Here is a 15,380-nt window from a genome sequence, read left to right as displayed (position 1 = left end):
TTATCCCGCAGATTCGCCTCTTGTCGAGTGATAGCGATGGGCCTGTTCAAGAACCTCGGTCGGAAAGTAGAGGAGTTCAAGAAAACCTCCGAGTCCATCGCGGCCGAGGAGGCGAAATACGAGTGTGAGAACTGCGAAAAGCGGTTCTACGTCGAGAAATCCGAATGTCCGGAGTGCGGAGGAAACGTCGTCTCGCGGGACGACGAATCGGACTCGGCCAGTTCCGACGAGGAGCAGACGGAACCGAGAGACGACTAAGTGTTATTTTCGGCCTGCACGCGATGGCAGGCCGCGACGTGGCCCTCGCCTGCTGACACTGGCTGCGGCGTTTCCCGCTCGCAGGGCGACGGGAACGCCGCAGTCACGACCTCTTCCGCCCGTTCGCGCTGTTCAGTTGCCAGCGCGTCTCCAGCCTCCCAAACTGCATCCGCCGCGTTCGGCGGCAGGTCTGCCGGATTGCAGGGAAGGAGTTGCTCAACGAGATACGACGCGACGGTTTCGTCGTCGGTATTCTTCCCCTCCGCCGACAGTCGGGTTTTGGCCGCGTCCGGGTCGAGTTCGCCTGACAGGACGCGGTTTCGGAACGTGAATGCAGCCCGGAAATTCTCCTCGCTTCCGGCCCAATCTTCCGGTGGAATCACCATCGGACAGCGCGTGTGGAACCGGCATCCGGTCGGCGGATTCAGCGGCGAAGGAACCGTCCCTTCGAGGATAATTCGGTCGTCGCGGTCGCCGGGATCGATTCGCGGCACCGCCGACAGCAGCGATTTCGTGTAGGGGTGCTGTGGATCGTCGTACAGTTCCTCGACGGGCGCGGTTTCCACGACCTTTCCGAGGTACATCACCGCCACGCGGTCCGCGACGTGGCGAACCACGGAGAGGTTGTGCGCGATGAACACGAGCGACAGGCCGAAATCGTCCTGCAGTTCGTCTAGCAGGTTGAGGATTTGTGCCTGCACCGACACGTCCAGCGCGGACACCGGTTCGTCCGCGATGATGAGATCCGGTTCCAGCGACAGCGCGCGAGCGATGCCCACGCGCTGTTGCTGGCCACCGGAAAACTGGTTCGGGTAGCGGTCGATGTGCGCCGGTTTGAGTCCGACTCGCTGGAGCAGTTCCTTCGCGCGTTCCAATCGTTCCTCGCCGTCCGCACCGATTCCGTGAACCTCCATCGGTGCGGTGAGGATTTCGCCGACTGTCTGGCGCGGGTTCAACGAGGCCAGCGGGTCTTGGAATATCATCTGGAGGTTTCTGCGGTAGGGGCGCATCTCGCCCGCTGACAGTTCAGATATCTCCTCGTCGCGGTAGGTCACCGAACCCGCAGTAGCGTCGTGGAGGTTGAGAACCGTGCGACCAAGGGTGCTTTTCCCACACCCGGATTCGCCGACGATTGCCAGCGTTTCCCCCTCGTGAACCGTGAGGTCAACGCCATCGACTGCCCGAACGCTTCCAGTGTCGCCGACCAATCTGTCAAGGACGCCGCTGGACTGGTCGAAATGCTTCTTCAGTCCGCGCACGGTCAAGAGCGGTTCGCCGTCGGTTCGTTTTTTGTGTCCGGTCGTCTGCATGCTCATAATTGTTCCTCCTGTGGCCCGCGGCGCAGACACGCCGCGACGTGGTCGTCGTTCGTCCCGTACTCAGCCGACTTCCCGACCGGTCGGAAATCGGGGTCGATTTCGTAACACTCCCTCGTCGCCTCGGGACAGCGTGGCGCGAAGTGGCACGCGAAGGGGATATCGATGAGGTCGGGGACGTTCCCCTCTATCGGTTGCAGTGCTTCCGTCGGCGCGTCAAGTCGGGGCGTGCTGGCAATCAATCCCTGCGTGTAGGGGTGCTGTGGATTGCGGAACAGTTCTCCCGTCTCCGCACGCTCTACGATTTTTCCGGCGTACATCACGTTCACGCGGTCACACACCTCCGCGACGACCGCGAGGTCGTGCGTGATGAGCAAAATCGCCGTGTCGAATGCATCCTTCAAATCCCTGAGTTCGTCGAGAATCTGGGCTTGAATCGTCACGTCCAGCGCCGTCGTCGGTTCGTCCGCGATGAGCAAATCGGGTTCCGCGGCGAGCGCCATGGCGATCATCGCACGCTGGCGCATTCCACCCGAAAACTCGTGTGGAAAGTCGGTCGCCCGACTTTCCGGTTCCGGAATCTCGACGCTTTCTAACATCTCGATAGCTTTTCGCCATGCTTCGCCGTTTTTCGCCGAGCCGATGAGTTTGCGCTTGAGTTCGGCGGGGAGGCTAATCGACTCGCCGACTGGTTGGTGGAGACGAACCATTTCTGCAATCTGCTCCCCGACGGTCAGGGTCGGGTTGAGGCTGTTCATCGGGTCTTGGAACACCATCGAAATCGTCCCGCCGCGGATTTCCCTGCGCTCCGATTCGGGTAGTTCGAGCAGTGAATTGCCGTGTAGTCGGATGTCACCGCCCGCGATTTCTCCCGGTTCCTCAATGATGCCCATGATTGTGTCGGCGAGAACGCTCTTGCCCGACCCGGATTCGCCGACGAGGCCAACGATTTCGCCAGGTTCGATTCGCAGGTCAACCTCGTTCACGGCGTCAACCGTGCCTCTCGGCGTCGGGAACCGCGTGTGCAGGTTTTCGACTTCGAGGAGGCTCATCTGCTCTCTACCTCCCCTTCGCTCACGTCGAACACGTCGCGCAAGCCGTCGCCGAGCATGTTGAACGCGAGCACCGTCAGCATGATTGCGAAACCGGGCATGACGCTAATCCACCACGCATCGCCGATGAACTGCCGTCCGTCCGAGAGGAGCAGGCCCCACGTCGGGGTCGTCGGCTTGACTCCGAGTCCGAGGAAGGACAGACCTGCCTCGGCGAGGATTGCCAGCGGAATCATCAGCGTCGCCTGCACGATGAGCGGGGCAACCGCGTTCGGCAGGATTTCGCGGGTCATGATTCTGCGGTTGCTCATGCCGATTGCGCGGGCCGCCATGACGTACTCCTCCTCGCGGAGCGACAGCACCTCACCCCTGACGAGGCGGGCGAAATCGTCGATGTACGCGATACCGATTGCGATGACGACGTTCGTGACGCCCAATCCGCCGGAGAGGGCGATGATACCGACCCCTAAGATGAGTTCGGGAAACGCCCACTGGAAGTCCACGTAGCGCATCAACACGCTATCTACCCACCCGCCGTAGAACCCGGCGAGGAGACCAATCGCCGTTCCGAGCGTGAACGCGACTGCGACGGTTGCGAGCGCGACGAGGAGCGAAACGCGTGCGCCGTAAATCATCCGTGAGAGAACGTCGTGGCCGAACGAATCGGTTCCGAGGGGGTGCCAAACGCGGTCAATGCTGGCGTCCGCGTCGTAGTTCCCTTCCGAATAGCTGTTCGGTCCCTGCATGAAGCCGAAAGTGGCTTCCGGGTCGTGGGGTGCGACGTAGGGCGCAAACACCGCCGTGAAGATGAACAGGACGACGACGATGGCTCCGAACAGCGCCATCTTGTCCCCCAGTATGCCTTCGACGACTCGCTTTCGGGTGGTTTTGTGCTCTTCGTAGTGCTCTTCCTCCTGATATTCGGGTGGAACGTCGGACGGCCCGGGTTCGGCGGGCGTGTTCGGGCCGACGCCCGGTTCGGTGTGTTCCGTCATTGTGAGTCTCCGTAGCCGATGCGCGGGTCGATAACCGTGTAGATGAGGTCCACAGCGAGATTCGTGAACACCATCACGGCGGCGACGATAAGGATGACCGCCTGCGTCACCGGGTAGTTTCTATCGAGCATCGAATCCACGAGCAAGCGCCCGAGGCCTTGGATGCCGAAGACCAGTTCGACCGTGACACTGCCGACCAGAACCAGCGCGAGTTGGATGCCAGCGACGGTAATCACAGGAATCATCGCATTCTGTAGCGCGTGTTTATACAGCATCACGCGGTTGCTGACGCCTTTCGCGCGCGCCGTTCGCATGTACGGCTTGGTCAGCACTTCCAACAGCGACGAGCGCATCATTCGCATCACGACGGCGGCATAGGGCAATCCAACCGCGATGCCGGGGAGCAGGATGCTCTCAAGCCACGGACGAATCCCCTCGCTCGGCGGCGTGTAGCCGAAGACAGGGAGAATGCTCAGCCAGACGCCGAACACCAGCGCCAGCAGGATGCCGACGAAGAACGCGGGCATCGAGACGCCGAGGAACGCCGCCACGGTTGCGACGTAATCGACACCCTCGCCTTTGCGGGTCGCGCTGATGATTCCGGTCGGAATTGCGACTCCGAGGCCGACGATGATGGCGAGGACGCCGATGGAAAGTGTCTTGGGCGCGGCCTGTCCCACGAGCGTGGAAACCGCTTGGCCGGTGCTGAGGCTCTGGCCGAAGTTCAGCGTGGCCATGTCCAACAGCCAGTCGAAATACTGCACGTAAAGCGGCCTATCGAGGCCGAGTTCGGCGCGGAGGGCGGCCACGGCCTGCGGCGTGGCTTCCTGTCCGAGCATGGTTCGAACCGGGCCGCCCGGAATCATGCGGAGGCCGAAAAACACCGTGGTCGCAACGAGCCACATGATAAAGCCAGCGTGAACCACCCGTTTTGCGACGTACTGGCGCATCTACTCCTCGACCCACGTCGTGTGGAAGTTACGTAAGAAGGGGATGTGGGTGAAACCCTTCACGGTAGAGCGTTTTGCGGCGATGTCGTTCTGGTGCATCAGGTAGGCGTGTGGAACCTGCTTGATGAGGTGGTCTTCTAATTCGTGAAGCGCCTGTTTGCGTTCTTCACGGTCGAGCGCCGTGCGCTGTTTCGCCAGCAGGTCGTGGGCTTTCTGGTTCTCGAAGTTCACCCAGTTCCAGACGCCGCCGTCGTCCGGATTGCGGTAGAAGTTCCAGAGCGACTGGTCGGGGTCTGGGTCTCCGACACTGCCGCTGATGGTGGTGTCGTAGTCGCCGGTTTCGTAGCGCTCCCAGTAGGTCGAGCTCGTCACCTGCTCGATGCTGACGTTGAATCCGGCCTTGTTCAACTGCTGGCGCATCGCCTTCGCGCCGCGAAGGCTACTCTGGTCAGTGAGGATGTGGAACGACGCCCCTTCCACACCCGCCTCTTGGAGGAGTTGCTTCCCGGCCTCCGGGTCGTACTGCTGGTCGGTCGGTTTGTCGTCGCGCCAGACCCAGTTAGTCGCCTTGTTGATAGGCCCGGTGTCGGGGAGCGCGTTGCCAAAGTAGGCCGCGTTCACGAAGGCTTCGTTGTCGATGGATTTTGCGATACCCATGCGGGCCTTGCGCGAACTGAACGGTTCGCGGCGCTGGTTCATCGCGAACCCGTACCAGTTGATTCCCGGCGCGGAGAGCTTTTCGACGTCGCTCGACTGTTCCACCTTCGAGACGTTCTGAAGCGGAACGAGGTTGGCGAAGTCGATGTCGCCGCTCCGGAGTGCGTTCACGAGGGTCGCGGGTTCCGGAATCGGTTTGATGTCGATGCCGTCCAAGTAGGGAAGCGCGTTCCCCTCGCTGTCCGTTTCGAAGTAGTCCTCGAAGGCGTCGAGGGTGACGCCGGAGCCGATTTGGTGTTTCGTCACCTTGAACGGTCCCGTGCCGACCGGTTTGACCTTGTACTGCTCCGCGCCCATCTTCTCGATGGCTTCTTTGCAGACGATTGTCGCCGCACGGCCGGGACCCCGCGTGAGATAGATGAGAGCAGGAGCCATCGGTTCCTTGAAGCTGAGTTCGACGGTGTAATCGTCCTGAACGACGACGCCGCCGTCGTCGATTGCCTTGAGCGACTCCAGTTTCGAGGCCGCGGGGGCCTCCTCGGAAATCGTCCGGTTGATGGTGTACTCCACGTCCTCGGCGGTGAAATCCGACCCGTCGTGGAACTTCACACCCTCGCGGAGGTTGAACGTGAATTTCGTCCCGTCGTCGCTGACCGTCCAGTCCTTTGCGAGGTCGCCACGAATCGTGAGATCCTCTTTCAGCGTAACGAGGCCGCTGAACACGTTCGCGGCCACTTGGAAGTATTGGCCGACGCTGATGTATGGCGGATCTAACACGTCGATGCTACCGGTGAACCAACCGGCGCTGAGTCGGCCACCGCGCTGGCCTTTCGAGGGTACGCCGGTCGTTCCGTCGCCGTTTCCGCTTCCATCACCACTGCCACCGCCATCCCCGCCGTCGCCGCCGCCGGTACAGCCAGCCAAACTGGTGATACCTGCCACGCCGAGGAGTTTCATCGTCGTCCGGCGGTCGACCACCGGACCGCTTAGGTCTTCGTCCGAAATGTTGCCACGTTTTCCCATGGTATACAGGTACACATCAACATACCCACTTCGTTGTACACCCGAATATATCCGCATTCCAAAATTCCTCTAAAATTCATAATATATCAATAGTAATTGATGAGGCTTTTTTAACTTCTCTAATGCGAAGGTTCACCTCGTTCGGTTTCGTAAACTACGCGCATGCGAGAAGTGACGCTCCGGATTCGCCATCACGGGGAACCCGAGAGCGACATCAGCGCCGACTATCCAACGATTACGATTCGCTCCGTCTCCTCGATGACCGGAAGTGCCGCCGAGCGAAAGCGTATCATCGAGCTAACCGGCCCGGAATCCGCCATCGCTGGATTCCTCGATGAGTTCGCTGCTGCACCAGCAGTGTTGAAAGTGAACCCGTTGACGCCACTCGACGTTCCCCGCGTCCTTGTGGCTGTCACCATCGACAGCTATCAGTGGGACAGCATCTCACAGCGATTGACCGATTTGGGCGTCCACTATCGAACCGGGGCAACCATCACGGCAGGGTGGGAGCAGTGGACTCTATTTTTGGATGAATCCGACGATTTGAACGAAATCGTCGCCTCCCTCGAACGGGCGGGCAACGAAACCGACCTCGTCAGGAATGTCGAAGTTGATCAAGTAGGAGAACAAGAACAGTTGGAGTTCTCCCGCGTGCTGTCCGAACTGACCCGAAGACAGCGCGAGGTGCTCGGAACCGCCATCGAACTCGGCTACTACCGACCGAAAAAGGAGACGAGTATCGAGGACATCGCCGACACAGTTGGGATAGCCTCGACAACCGCGTGGGAGCACCTCGCCCGTGCAGAAGGGAAAGTGATGGAAGAGGTCGGAAACCGTCTCTCCTCAACTGGTGCTCGGGCCTCGGAACGCCAGCAGAGTTCCGAGTAGGGACGCCACGACCGCGAATCCGGCGAGGACGGCGAACAGCACGGTGGAGGAGAAGTATTGGAGGACGACCCCTGCGATTGTCGCGCCGAGTGCACCGACGCCGAAGACGCCGAGATAGGTGTAACCGTAGGAGATTCCGCGGGCTTCCGGCGGCGTATATTCTGCGACAGTTGCCTGATACAGCGGTTGCACGACGAACAGGCAGAACCCGAGGACGAAACTGACCGCGAGCAATGGCACGAGTCCGGCGTTCGAGGCGGGTACGAAGACCAGCGCGATGACCGCCAACAGTCCGAATGACACCGCGATTGCGCGGGCGTTTTCGACCCTGTCGGTCAGTTTGCCGCCGACGTACTGTCCGGCCATGCCGACGGTCAGCAGTCCGGCGTAGAGGTATCGCGCCGGTTCCAGCGATTCCCCGGCGAAATCGACCGGTGCGAACATCGGCAGGTCACCGAGCAGGTCGGGGAGGAAGGTGAGCGCGCCGCGGTAGTACAGTCCGGACATCATGACGACGCCGAAGACGGCGATGAACCATCCGGCGAACAGGGTTCGGGACGTGCCGAGGAAGTCGGAAAGGGAGGAAACCCCGCCGTCGGCGCGGGTTTCCTGCCCCTCGACCGCCGCGGATTCGTCGATGTCGGTTCGGAACGCGAGGAACGCCGCAACAATCGCCGGAACAGCGAGGATTCCGACGACGGTTCGCCAATCGAACGCGAGTAAGAGGAGCGTCGTCGCCAAGGGGCCGAAGGCGATACCGAAGTTTCCGGCCATACCGTGATAGGCGAACGCGCTTCCGCGTTCGCTGACGCCTTTGCTCAACAGTGCGAGTCCGGCGGGATGGTAGACGCTGGCCGAGAGACCCCACAACACGAGTGCCAACGCGACCACCGGGAGCGTTGGCGAAACCGAGAGCAGGAGGAACGACCCGGCCATCCCGAACAGACAGAGGACGATGAGGCTACGCGAACCGTAGGAGTCGGAGAGGACACCGCCCGGTAGTGCCCCGAGTCCGAACAGCGCGTAGCCGACGCCCACGACGATTCCCAGCGTTCCCGTCGTGGTGCCGAACTCCGACAGCCAGACGGTGAGGAAGATGGGAAAGGAGAGTTCGTAGGTGTGAACCATCGCATGCGCGAGCATCGCGAGTCCGACGATGGTTCGGTCGTTACTGTTCACAGTGGGTGTTGGTTCGGTATCGGTTATAAAAGGTCGCCCGAATCGAGTCGGGGGCGTACCGACAGCCCCGATATTATTGTGAAATTCGGCGGTTTTCCATCATCCAGTCAGCGAGATTGTCTACGGGAAAGTCCTCGTATCGCGTCGTCTTACTTTCCATATCGTACTCGATGATACCGAAATCAGCCAGTTTCGGCAGATGGGAGTGATGAAGCGCGATTGCGATACGGTCGCGGCGTTTCGCTACTGTCTCGTCTACCGTCACGTCAACGTTCGACGCTCCCGATACGAACTGACCGACGAGTTCCTCGAACGAAAATATCTCGTCGTCCGATTCTACCATGTAGACACACAATCGACGCCGCCGCTCATTGCTGAGGATTTCAAACAACTTGTTGATCGTTTCCGTCTCTATGTTCACGTTCTTTCTCCATCTTCTACCACCCTCGCGAACAGAATAACGAATCTGCATCAATATTCGTAGTCTTTTTAACCCGTCACTGTCAATTGCTAGCAGAGGACATAGAATAGCAACCACGGAATGAAACTGGGGAGATTAGAATGATAATCGTCGAATTTCGGCTCGATTATCCGGTTTTGCGAGATGCGTTAAGCCGTGCCCCCAAAATGAAGCTTACGTGGGAGCAATCGGACCGAACCGAGGAGGGCCGGCACAAACTCCTTTTCTGGACGGAAGGCGGCGATTTCGAAGCGTTCGAGGACGCGCTCGAAGAAGACTCTACCGTCACGACTCCATCACGAACTATCGAACTCGGCGAACAGCGATTGTACCAGACCGAATTGAAAGGAGAAGCACGACGAACGAGCATCTATCCCCTGTTGGTCAACGAAGCGAGTATTTTACAACGGGTTACCGCGACGCATGACGGATGGGAGTTCCGCGCGGCGTTTCCCGACAGGGAAGCATTCGGCCGGTTTCGTGATTTCTGTCGAGAGCACGAGATAGAGTTCGTCGTCCACCGATTTTATGAGGAACGAGAACACCCCGACACGCCCCGATTCGGACTGACTGGCGTGCAGCGAGAGACCCTAGTTATGGCCGTCGAGTGCGGGTATCTGGAGATTCCGCGGGAGAGTTCGCTCGCGGATTTGAGCGACGAATTCGACATCTCCGAAACGGCGGCGTCGGAACGGTTCCGCCGTGGAGTGAAGACGCTCATCGAGTGTACAGTGTGTTCCGACAACGAGCAATCCTAATCACGAAACGAGGTACCCAGGAATCCACACCGGAAACGCGGTGCGGAGTGAGGATAGAACCGTATCCAACCGTCGTAACCGACAGAACAAAGAGACGGGAGTGGATGGCTTCGACTAGCATGACAGGTGTTGACGACACCGACGGGGAAACGACGAGCGAATCGCTGGTTTCCGTACTCGAATCGCTGGGCGTGGAGTACGTCTTCGGCTATCCCGGCGGACGAGTTATCGAACTGCTGGACGACCTGCCGGAGTCGAACGTGGACGTCGTCCGACCACGTGACGAACGCGAGGGGAGCGTCATGGCTGAGATGTACGGTCGCCTGCACGGGAAGCCCGCAGTGCTCGCCGGACAGGGGCCGTGGATTGGAAGCCTCGGCGTCATCGGACAGATGGAGGCCCGCCTCGCCTCCTCACCGATGGTCGTCCTGACGGAGGCGAGCGAGCGCGGCGATTATTCGACGCTCGCACCCTACCAGCAGTCTCGCGGCGACTACGGCGGCCTCTCGCTTCCAAAGATTCTAGACGGCGTGACGAAAGAACACTGGTTCCCAAGAACCCCGACCGAAACCCTTCGCAGCGTCCAACTGGCGTTTAAACACGCGACGGCGGGTCGGTCGGGACCGACCGCCGTCATTTTGGACGGGAACGCGATTACCGACGACGTGCCGAAAGATCCGGTTCCACCGGTATGGGACAGCGAGGAGCAAGTCAAAAATTGGGAGTCGAAACCGACCGACGGCGACGTAGCGAAAGCGACGGAGGCGCTCGAATCCGCCGAGCGTCCCGTCATCGTCGCCGGAAACGGCGTTCACTCCGCGAACGCCTACGACCAACTCGAATCCGTCGCAGAGGCCTACGACGCAGTAGTGGCAACGTCCTATCTGGGCAAGTCCACGATTCCGGAAACCCACGACCTCGCGGCGGGCGTCATCGGGTCGTTCGGCCACGAAGGCGCGAATCAGGTGGTCAGCGAGGCCGACACCCTCCTCGTCGTCGGGTGTCGGATGAACCCGATGGACACGAACTGGCAGGCGTCGTCGTTCATCCGCCCGGACGAACAGACCATCATCCACGCCGACATCGACACGCGAAACGCGGGGTGGGTGTACCCCGCCGACGTTGGCCTGATTGGGGACGCAAAGGAGAGCCTGCAAGCACTTTCCGACGCCGGAAGCGCAAACAACGACTGGGCACGGGAGCGCGCCTCCTCGGCGCGCGAATCCTTTTTCACCGAGAAATGCGAGAGCGATACCTCGCCCATCAAACCACAGCGCGCGGTGAAAGAAATCGAGGCGCTGGTTGACGAAGACACGATCGTCACGGCCGATTCGGGCAACAACCGATTCTGGCTGTTGAACTACTTGCAGACGCCCGGCATTCGCACCTACTTCGGCAGTGGCGGAGTGGGCGGAATGGGCTGGTCGGCCCCCGCCGCCGTGAGCGCCGCGCTCTCGACCGACAAGGACGTTATCAGCGTGGCTGGCGACGGCGGATTCACGATGACGATGACCAGCGTGGAGGTCGCTGTGGAATACGGCGTCGCTCCGACCTTCGTCGTGCTGAACGACACCAGCCTCGGCATGGTGCGTCAGATGCAAGAAGAAGACGGCGACATCGCGGGCGTCGAGTTCCACGACACCGACTTCGTGAAAGTGGCAGAAGGCTTCGGTGCCGATGGAACCCGCGCGACGACGCCGGACGAACTGGCCGACGCGCTGCGGGAAGGAAAGGAAAGCGACCTGCCCTTCGTCATCGACGCCAGAATCGACCGCGAGGAGGATATGGCCGAACAGTTGCAGTCGTCGTTCTACGCGGAAGTCGGCGGACTGCACGAATAGGGAATTGGAAGCGAGTTTTTCTAGGTCAGCCAATTCCGGACATAGCCTGATAGCGGGAAGAAAACCTTTTCCTGTCACCCCGTGACTGAAAAATCATGGCTCAAAGCGAGACGGTGCTCGTCACCGGTGGCACAGGCTTCATCGGGTCGTACACGGCGAAAGACCTCGTGGAACACGGCCACGACGTGGTCGCATACGACCTTTCGACCGACACGCGCATTCTGGAGAAACTCGGCGTCGAAGAGGACGTGGAAGTCCGTCGCGGCGACCTCTCCGACCCGACGGACGTGATTCGAGCGGTAAAAGAAACCGGCGCAACGCGAATCGTCCACCTCGCGGCGCTCCTCACAACTACGGCGCGTGAGAACCCGCGTCTCGCAATCGACGTGAACGTTCAGGGGACGAACAACGTGTTCGAGGCCGCGCGAACCCTTTCAGACCAAGTCGAGCGCGTAGCGTGGGCGTCCAGCGCGGCGGTGTTCGCCCCGCCAGCGAACTACGACGACGGATGGGTTACGGAAGACGACCTCGTCTATCCCGACACGCTCTACGGCGCGACGAAGGAGTTTAACGAACACCAAGCGCGGGTGTACTTCGAGGATTACGACCTTTCGCACGTCGCTCTCCGCCCGACGGTTGCGTACGGACCTTACCGCGAAACCGGTGGCTCGGCGTTCCTCGCGAACATCATCGAAAAGCCCGCACTCGGCGAATCGTTCAGCGTGGAGTACGGCGACCAAGTCATCGACTGGCAACACGTCGAGGACATCGCGCAGGCGTTCCGCCTCGCGGCATTCGCACCCGAGAAGGATATCGAACAGCGTGTCTACAACGTTCGCGGAACCGTGGCGACGATTCGAGAGGCCGCGGAGACGGTCGAAAAAATCATGCCCGACGCCGATTTGGAGGTGTCCGACGAGGGCGAACTGCCGTGGACACAGAAGCTCGACATGACCGCGATTCAGGAGGAACTTGGCTACGAACCACAGTACGATTTGGAAAGCGGGTTCCGAAAGTACATCAACGTGCTGCGGGAGGAGAACGGCTTAGAGCAAGTCTAAGTGGAACTGGTCTAAAACGCCGAACACACGCGAATTCATCGCTCTTTTCGAAGTTTTGGGGAGACGAAACCCGAGACAGATGCGTCTTCGTTTTAGAGAACCCACTACCAGAATACCCCATGACTATCTGGATATACATCTAGATAGCTTTTCAGAAACCTATCCAGAAAGCCGTCTCGATATCTGTTTGGGTAGTTATTGAAAAATCGGTGTTTGAACGGCTCAAAAGCGGCGAGGATCCGTATCGAACAGTGAAAATCGAAGAGACGGATCAGCTATCCGGTGAGTCTGCTGACGAGCGATTTGAGTTTCGAACCGCCAGCCAAGTCCTGTAGGTCGCTCAATGCATCCTTTTCGTCGCTCATGTTCGACTCAAGCGGGTCGGTGACGTCGCTGCCGAAGTCGAGTTGGTCGGCGAGCATGAGCAGTCCTTCGTAGCCGGTGATTTCCAATCGCTCGGACTTCATTCCGGCGTTTAGCGCGAACATGTCCCGAACGTCTTCGTTCGTGGCGATACTCTCGAACTTGTCGTGTTCGTTGATGAGCCCATCGACCACGTCATTGTCCTGCCGTTCGGGGATTTCATTGAGCGCGTTGAAGGCCTCTTCGACCCTCGAAACGTGATTTTCCGTCTCCTCCCGGTGTTCCGCGAACGCTCGGCTGATGTCCTCGTTGCTCGTCTCGGTCGCGAGGTCGTTTAGCGCACCGACGAGTTTGTTCTCGATGTCGTACATCTCCTGCAGTTCGTACACGAATAGGTCGTGCAGTGAATTGACTTGCATTTCCCTCACCCCGGCGGGGATGAGAGAGGGTGTTCAATAGCCGTTGTGGCTACAAAAAAGTGAGTTTCTTCAGTCCCGCAGGGAGCGAACTCAGTTTTGCGTCTGGCTGTACTCCTTGACCCACTCTTTCAGCGTGATGCCCATCGCGGACTGGGTAATCGCGTTCGAACTCGCCGAGTTCGCGCTTTTGACCAGTTCGGCTTCCAAGGTTCGTTTCGGCACTTCGCCGAGGAAATGCGGAATCGCGCGCTGAACCGCGAGCGGGCAGCCGACTTCGTGGGCCAGCGCGTACCCCGAAATCGAGTGTGGAATCTCTTCGGTCGCGTAGGTCGGGTCGGGCGAGAGCAGGGTTTCCTCGTCAACGAAATCGACGTACTCGTAGCATTTTCCGACATCGTGAAGCAGACACGCCGCGATGATGACGTCCTCGTCGGGGTCGGCACCGTGAAAATCGCGCTGTTCTTCGGCGGCACGCATGGCGATTCGGGTTACCCCGCGGACGTGTTCGACGTTCGTCACCTCGTGGATGTTCCACGCGTAGGGGATGTCGGCGATGTCCTTCCACCCGCCGCGTTCGAGGCCCAAGACCCACGCTTCGATGACTTGCTCTCGCAGTTCGTCATCCTCGATAGATTCGAGTTCCGGATACGCGTCTTCGACCTGTTCGCGGTAGTTGGGGTAGTCGGTCATACTGTGCTGTTTGTGGGCCGGTACCTAATGGTTCGTGCATTCGTGAAAAAACAGGAAATTGGAATCAGGAATGGCGCTACAGAACCATGTGTTGAGATTTGTACTAACAGAGCATGACTCCAATCATGAGAGCCGACAGAACGTGTTCCTGAGACTGCTGGTAGCAAATCACGACTCCACTGAAACCGCCCCGCAACCGCCCACGTCCCTCCCCAACCGATTCCCTTCATTCGCTGACGCTCATTCCGGTCATCCCTCGTGCGGGCGAACCAGTGGTTCGCCTTCGCGCGCCATGTTGAAAAATCAGTATTGCGTGAATCTTCACCAGTACCGTGGCGCGTGCGTTGGCAGGCCTTCGGGATCCCGAAGGCCTGCCGATTATCACGCGAGGGACGACTGAAACGAGCGACAGCGAGTTGAAAGAGTCGGTTGGGGAGGACGTGGCTGTCGCGGTGCGGGGGCGGTTGCGGTTATTTGTTGACGTGATTCGTTATTAATATGTTACATATTAGTCAACTATCTCGATGAAAATTCGACCAGAGTGGGCGACTACTAACGATACACAAAGAAAACGTCCGTCTGAAAAACCTAGTCGTTAGTCTTTCTGAACGGTTTCTTTGCCGATGAACCGCGGTCTGTCCTCCAGCGCGAGGAAGTTGTTCACGTCTTCGCGGGCCTCTTTCGCCTTGCCTTTGTCCGGGTCGTAGTCCCGCGAACCTTCACTCCCCAGTGCGTCGTGCAGGGCGTCCAAATCCTCGAAGTAGAGTTCTGCGATGCCGTCGAACTCCGATTCTTCGGGCGTGACTGGGAGAACAGTGTCGTATTTTACGACGCCTTCGATTTCGCGAGCGATGGCGGTGTGGTTGGTCTGCCAGTAGTCCACGAACTCCTCGTGGGACATGCCCTCCTGCCGGACGAGGAAGGCGGAGTGTTTGTACAAGCCGTCGGTGTCGCCATCGACTTCGTCTTTCTGCGTGACGACTTCGCCGATGAATCGCGGGCGCTCTTCTAGGGCGAGGAAGTTGTCCACGTCCTCGCGGGCCTCCTTCGCCTTGCCTTTGTCCGGGTCGTAATCCCGAGAACCCTCGCTACCGAGTGCATCGTGCAGCGCGTCCAAATCTTCGAAGTAGAGTTCCGCCAAACCGTCAAATTCGGCAGCGTCGGGCGTGACCGGAAGGACTGTGGAGTATTTCGTGACACCCTCGATTTCGCGGGCGATTTTCGTGTGATTGTTCTGCCAGTAATCCACGAATTCGTCGTGTGTCATCCCGTCCTTGCGAACCAGCAACGCGACGTGTTTGTACATACCACCCGAAGGCAGGATTCGACATGTGATAAAACACGCGAAGTATGTCGATTCGACTGAACGTAGACGGTGAAACGAACATCGGCGTGAAAACTGACACCGTCGTTTCCGATGTTTGACGGGAGAAACAACTCGCAGAACGATAGCAACACCAAACAGCGGCA

Annotated in this window: 16 protein-coding genes; 6 read left to right on the top strand and 10 right to left on the bottom strand. The window is 59.4% G+C overall.

Annotated elements, in window-relative coordinates; all coding sequences use genetic code 11:
- Window positions 1-36 precede the first annotated feature (36 nt).
- Complete coding sequence (locus tag BW974_RS18500; RefSeq protein ID WP_076431743.1) at window positions 37-258, top strand: hypothetical protein; 222 nt, start codon at window positions 37-39, stop codon at window positions 256-258.
- Here BW974_RS18500 and BW974_RS18495 read toward each other — a convergent pair.
- Genes BW974_RS18495 through BW974_RS18475 form a run of 5 tightly spaced genes read right to left on the bottom strand, consistent with a single transcriptional unit; the run spans window position 255 to window position 6,251 of the window.
- The gene (locus BW974_RS18495; RefSeq protein WP_076431741.1) at window positions 255-1,574 is read right to left on the bottom strand and encodes an ABC transporter ATP-binding protein; all 1,320 of its coding nucleotides are present in this window, start codon (window positions 1,572-1,574) and stop codon (window positions 255-257) included. The genes BW974_RS18500 and BW974_RS18495 overlap by 4 nt on opposite strands.
- Window positions 1,571-2,626, bottom strand: coding sequence for an ABC transporter ATP-binding protein (locus BW974_RS18490; protein ID WP_076431739.1), 1,056 nt, complete (start codon window positions 2,624-2,626; stop codon window positions 1,571-1,573). Before BW974_RS18490 ends, BW974_RS18495 begins: the two co-directional genes overlap by 4 nt.
- The gene (locus BW974_RS18485) at window positions 2,623-3,621 is read right to left on the bottom strand and encodes an ABC transporter permease (RefSeq protein ID WP_076431738.1); all 999 of its coding nucleotides are present in this window, start codon (window positions 3,619-3,621) and stop codon (window positions 2,623-2,625) included. The genes BW974_RS18490 and BW974_RS18485 overlap by 4 nt, the downstream gene beginning before the upstream one ends.
- On the bottom strand, window positions 3,618-4,571 hold the full coding sequence (locus BW974_RS18480) for an ABC transporter permease (RefSeq protein ID WP_076431736.1): 954 nt from the start codon (window positions 4,569-4,571) through the stop codon (window positions 3,618-3,620). The genes BW974_RS18485 and BW974_RS18480 overlap by 4 nt, the downstream gene beginning before the upstream one ends.
- On the bottom strand, window positions 4,572-6,251 hold the full coding sequence (locus tag BW974_RS18475; protein WP_076431734.1) for an ABC transporter substrate-binding protein: 1,680 nt from the start codon (window positions 6,249-6,251) through the stop codon (window positions 4,572-4,574).
- A 162-nt stretch (window positions 6,252-6,413) separates the two neighbouring features.
- Here BW974_RS18475 and BW974_RS18470 point away from each other — a divergent pair, with 162 nt between their 5' ends.
- Entirely contained in the window at window positions 6,414-7,139 is a 726-nt protein-coding gene (locus BW974_RS18470; RefSeq protein ID WP_076431732.1) for a helix-turn-helix domain-containing protein, read from the top strand.
- Here BW974_RS18470 and BW974_RS18465 read toward each other — a convergent pair.
- Window positions 7,095-8,282 carry an MFS transporter gene (locus tag BW974_RS18465; protein ID WP_084186397.1) on the bottom strand — a complete coding sequence of 396 codons (1,188 nt, stop codon included), beginning with the start codon at window positions 8,280-8,282 and terminating at the stop codon, window positions 7,095-7,097. The genes BW974_RS18470 and BW974_RS18465 overlap by 45 nt on opposite strands.
- Window positions 8,283-8,391: 109 nt before the next feature.
- Window positions 8,392-8,790 carry a DUF7344 domain-containing protein gene (locus BW974_RS18460; RefSeq protein ID WP_449267259.1) on the bottom strand — a complete coding sequence of 133 codons (399 nt, stop codon included), beginning with the start codon at window positions 8,788-8,790 and terminating at the stop codon, window positions 8,392-8,394.
- An 89-nt stretch (window positions 8,791-8,879) separates the two neighbouring features.
- On the opposite strand from BW974_RS18460, the gene BW974_RS18455 reads away from it, so the two are divergent.
- The 3 genes from BW974_RS18455 to BW974_RS18445 all read left to right on the top strand — a co-directional run bounded on the left by BW974_RS18455 (window position 8,880) and on the right by BW974_RS18445 (window position 12,438).
- Window positions 8,880-9,536, top strand: a complete 657-nt coding sequence (locus BW974_RS18455) for a helix-turn-helix domain-containing protein (protein WP_076431726.1) — start codon at window positions 8,880-8,882, stop codon at window positions 9,534-9,536.
- 119 nt (window positions 9,537-9,655) lie between these two features.
- Window positions 9,656-11,377: a thiamine pyrophosphate-binding protein gene (locus tag BW974_RS18450; protein WP_076431724.1), complete on the top strand. Its 1,722-nt coding sequence runs from the start codon at window positions 9,656-9,658 to the stop codon at window positions 11,375-11,377.
- A gap of 95 nt (window positions 11,378-11,472) precedes the next feature.
- Window positions 11,473-12,438, top strand: a complete 966-nt coding sequence (locus tag BW974_RS18445) for an NAD-dependent epimerase/dehydratase family protein (protein ID WP_076431722.1) — start codon at window positions 11,473-11,475, stop codon at window positions 12,436-12,438.
- A 275-nt stretch (window positions 12,439-12,713) separates the two neighbouring features.
- On the opposite strand, the gene BW974_RS18440 is transcribed toward BW974_RS18445, so the two are convergent.
- Together BW974_RS18440 and BW974_RS18435 are read right to left on the bottom strand one after the other, a co-directional pair.
- The gene (locus BW974_RS18440; RefSeq protein WP_076431720.1) at window positions 12,714-13,220 is read right to left on the bottom strand and encodes a YciE/YciF ferroxidase family protein; all 507 of its coding nucleotides are present in this window, start codon (window positions 13,218-13,220) and stop codon (window positions 12,714-12,716) included.
- A 90-nt stretch (window positions 13,221-13,310) separates the two neighbouring features.
- Window positions 13,311-13,910 (bottom strand): HD domain-containing protein, encoded by a 600-nt coding sequence (locus tag BW974_RS18435; RefSeq protein ID WP_076431718.1) that lies wholly within the window; start codon window positions 13,908-13,910, stop codon window positions 13,311-13,313.
- A gap of 332 nt (window positions 13,911-14,242) precedes the next feature.
- Here BW974_RS18435 and BW974_RS25835 point away from each other — a divergent pair, with 332 nt between their 5' ends.
- The gene (locus BW974_RS25835; RefSeq protein WP_175609741.1) at window positions 14,243-14,407 is read left to right on the top strand and encodes a hypothetical protein; all 165 of its coding nucleotides are present in this window, start codon (window positions 14,243-14,245) and stop codon (window positions 14,405-14,407) included.
- A gap of 98 nt (window positions 14,408-14,505) precedes the next feature.
- Here BW974_RS25835 and BW974_RS18430 read toward each other — a convergent pair whose 3' ends face one another.
- Window positions 14,506-15,216 (bottom strand): EthD domain-containing protein, encoded by a 711-nt coding sequence (locus tag BW974_RS18430; protein ID WP_076431716.1) that lies wholly within the window; start codon window positions 15,214-15,216, stop codon window positions 14,506-14,508.
- Window positions 15,217-15,380 lie beyond the last annotated feature (164 nt).

It is taken from the genome of Haladaptatus litoreus (genome assembly GCF_900156425.1).
GTDB lineage: Archaea > Halobacteriota > Halobacteria > Halobacteriales > Haladaptataceae > Haladaptatus > Haladaptatus litoreus.
This window is presented reverse-complemented; position numbering and strand designations above follow the sequence as displayed.

Bases quoted from the DNA above. Each gene is read 5' to 3' on its own strand.
- BW974_RS18500 (WP_076431743.1), top strand. From the start codon at position 37: ATGGGCCTGTTCAAGAACCTCGGTCGGAAAGTAGAGGAGTTCAAGAAA.
- BW974_RS18495 (WP_076431741.1), bottom strand. From the start codon at position 1,574: ATGAGCATGCAGACGACCGGACACAAAAAACGAACCGACGGCGAACCG.
- BW974_RS18490 (WP_076431739.1), bottom strand. From the start codon at position 2,626: ATGAGCCTCCTCGAAGTCGAAAACCTGCACACGCGGTTCCCGACGCCG.
- BW974_RS18485 (WP_076431738.1), bottom strand. From the start codon at position 3,621: ATGACGGAACACACCGAACCGGGCGTCGGCCCGAACACGCCCGCCGAA.
- BW974_RS18480 (WP_076431736.1), bottom strand. From the start codon at position 4,571: ATGCGCCAGTACGTCGCAAAACGGGTGGTTCACGCTGGCTTTATCATG.
- BW974_RS18475 (WP_076431734.1), bottom strand. From the start codon at position 6,251: ATGGGAAAACGTGGCAACATTTCGGACGAAGACCTAAGCGGTCCGGTG.
- BW974_RS18470 (WP_076431732.1), top strand. From the start codon at position 6,414: ATGCGAGAAGTGACGCTCCGGATTCGCCATCACGGGGAACCCGAGAGC.
- BW974_RS18465 (WP_084186397.1), bottom strand. From the start codon at position 8,282: ATGCTCGCGCATGCGATGGTTCACACCTACGAACTCTCCTTTCCCATC.
- BW974_RS18460 (WP_449267259.1), bottom strand. From the start codon at position 8,790: ATGCAGATTCGTTATTCTGTTCGCGAGGGTGGTAGAAGATGGAGAAAG.
- BW974_RS18455 (WP_076431726.1), top strand. From the start codon at position 8,880: ATGATAATCGTCGAATTTCGGCTCGATTATCCGGTTTTGCGAGATGCG.
- BW974_RS18450 (WP_076431724.1), top strand. From the start codon at position 9,656: ATGACAGGTGTTGACGACACCGACGGGGAAACGACGAGCGAATCGCTG.
- BW974_RS18445 (WP_076431722.1), top strand. From the start codon at position 11,473: ATGGCTCAAAGCGAGACGGTGCTCGTCACCGGTGGCACAGGCTTCATC.
- BW974_RS18440 (WP_076431720.1), bottom strand. From the start codon at position 13,220: ATGCAAGTCAATTCACTGCACGACCTATTCGTGTACGAACTGCAGGAG.
- BW974_RS18435 (WP_076431718.1), bottom strand. From the start codon at position 13,910: ATGACCGACTACCCCAACTACCGCGAACAGGTCGAAGACGCGTATCCG.
- BW974_RS18430 (WP_076431716.1), bottom strand. From the start codon at position 15,216: ATGTACAAACACGTCGCGTTGCTGGTTCGCAAGGACGGGATGACACAC.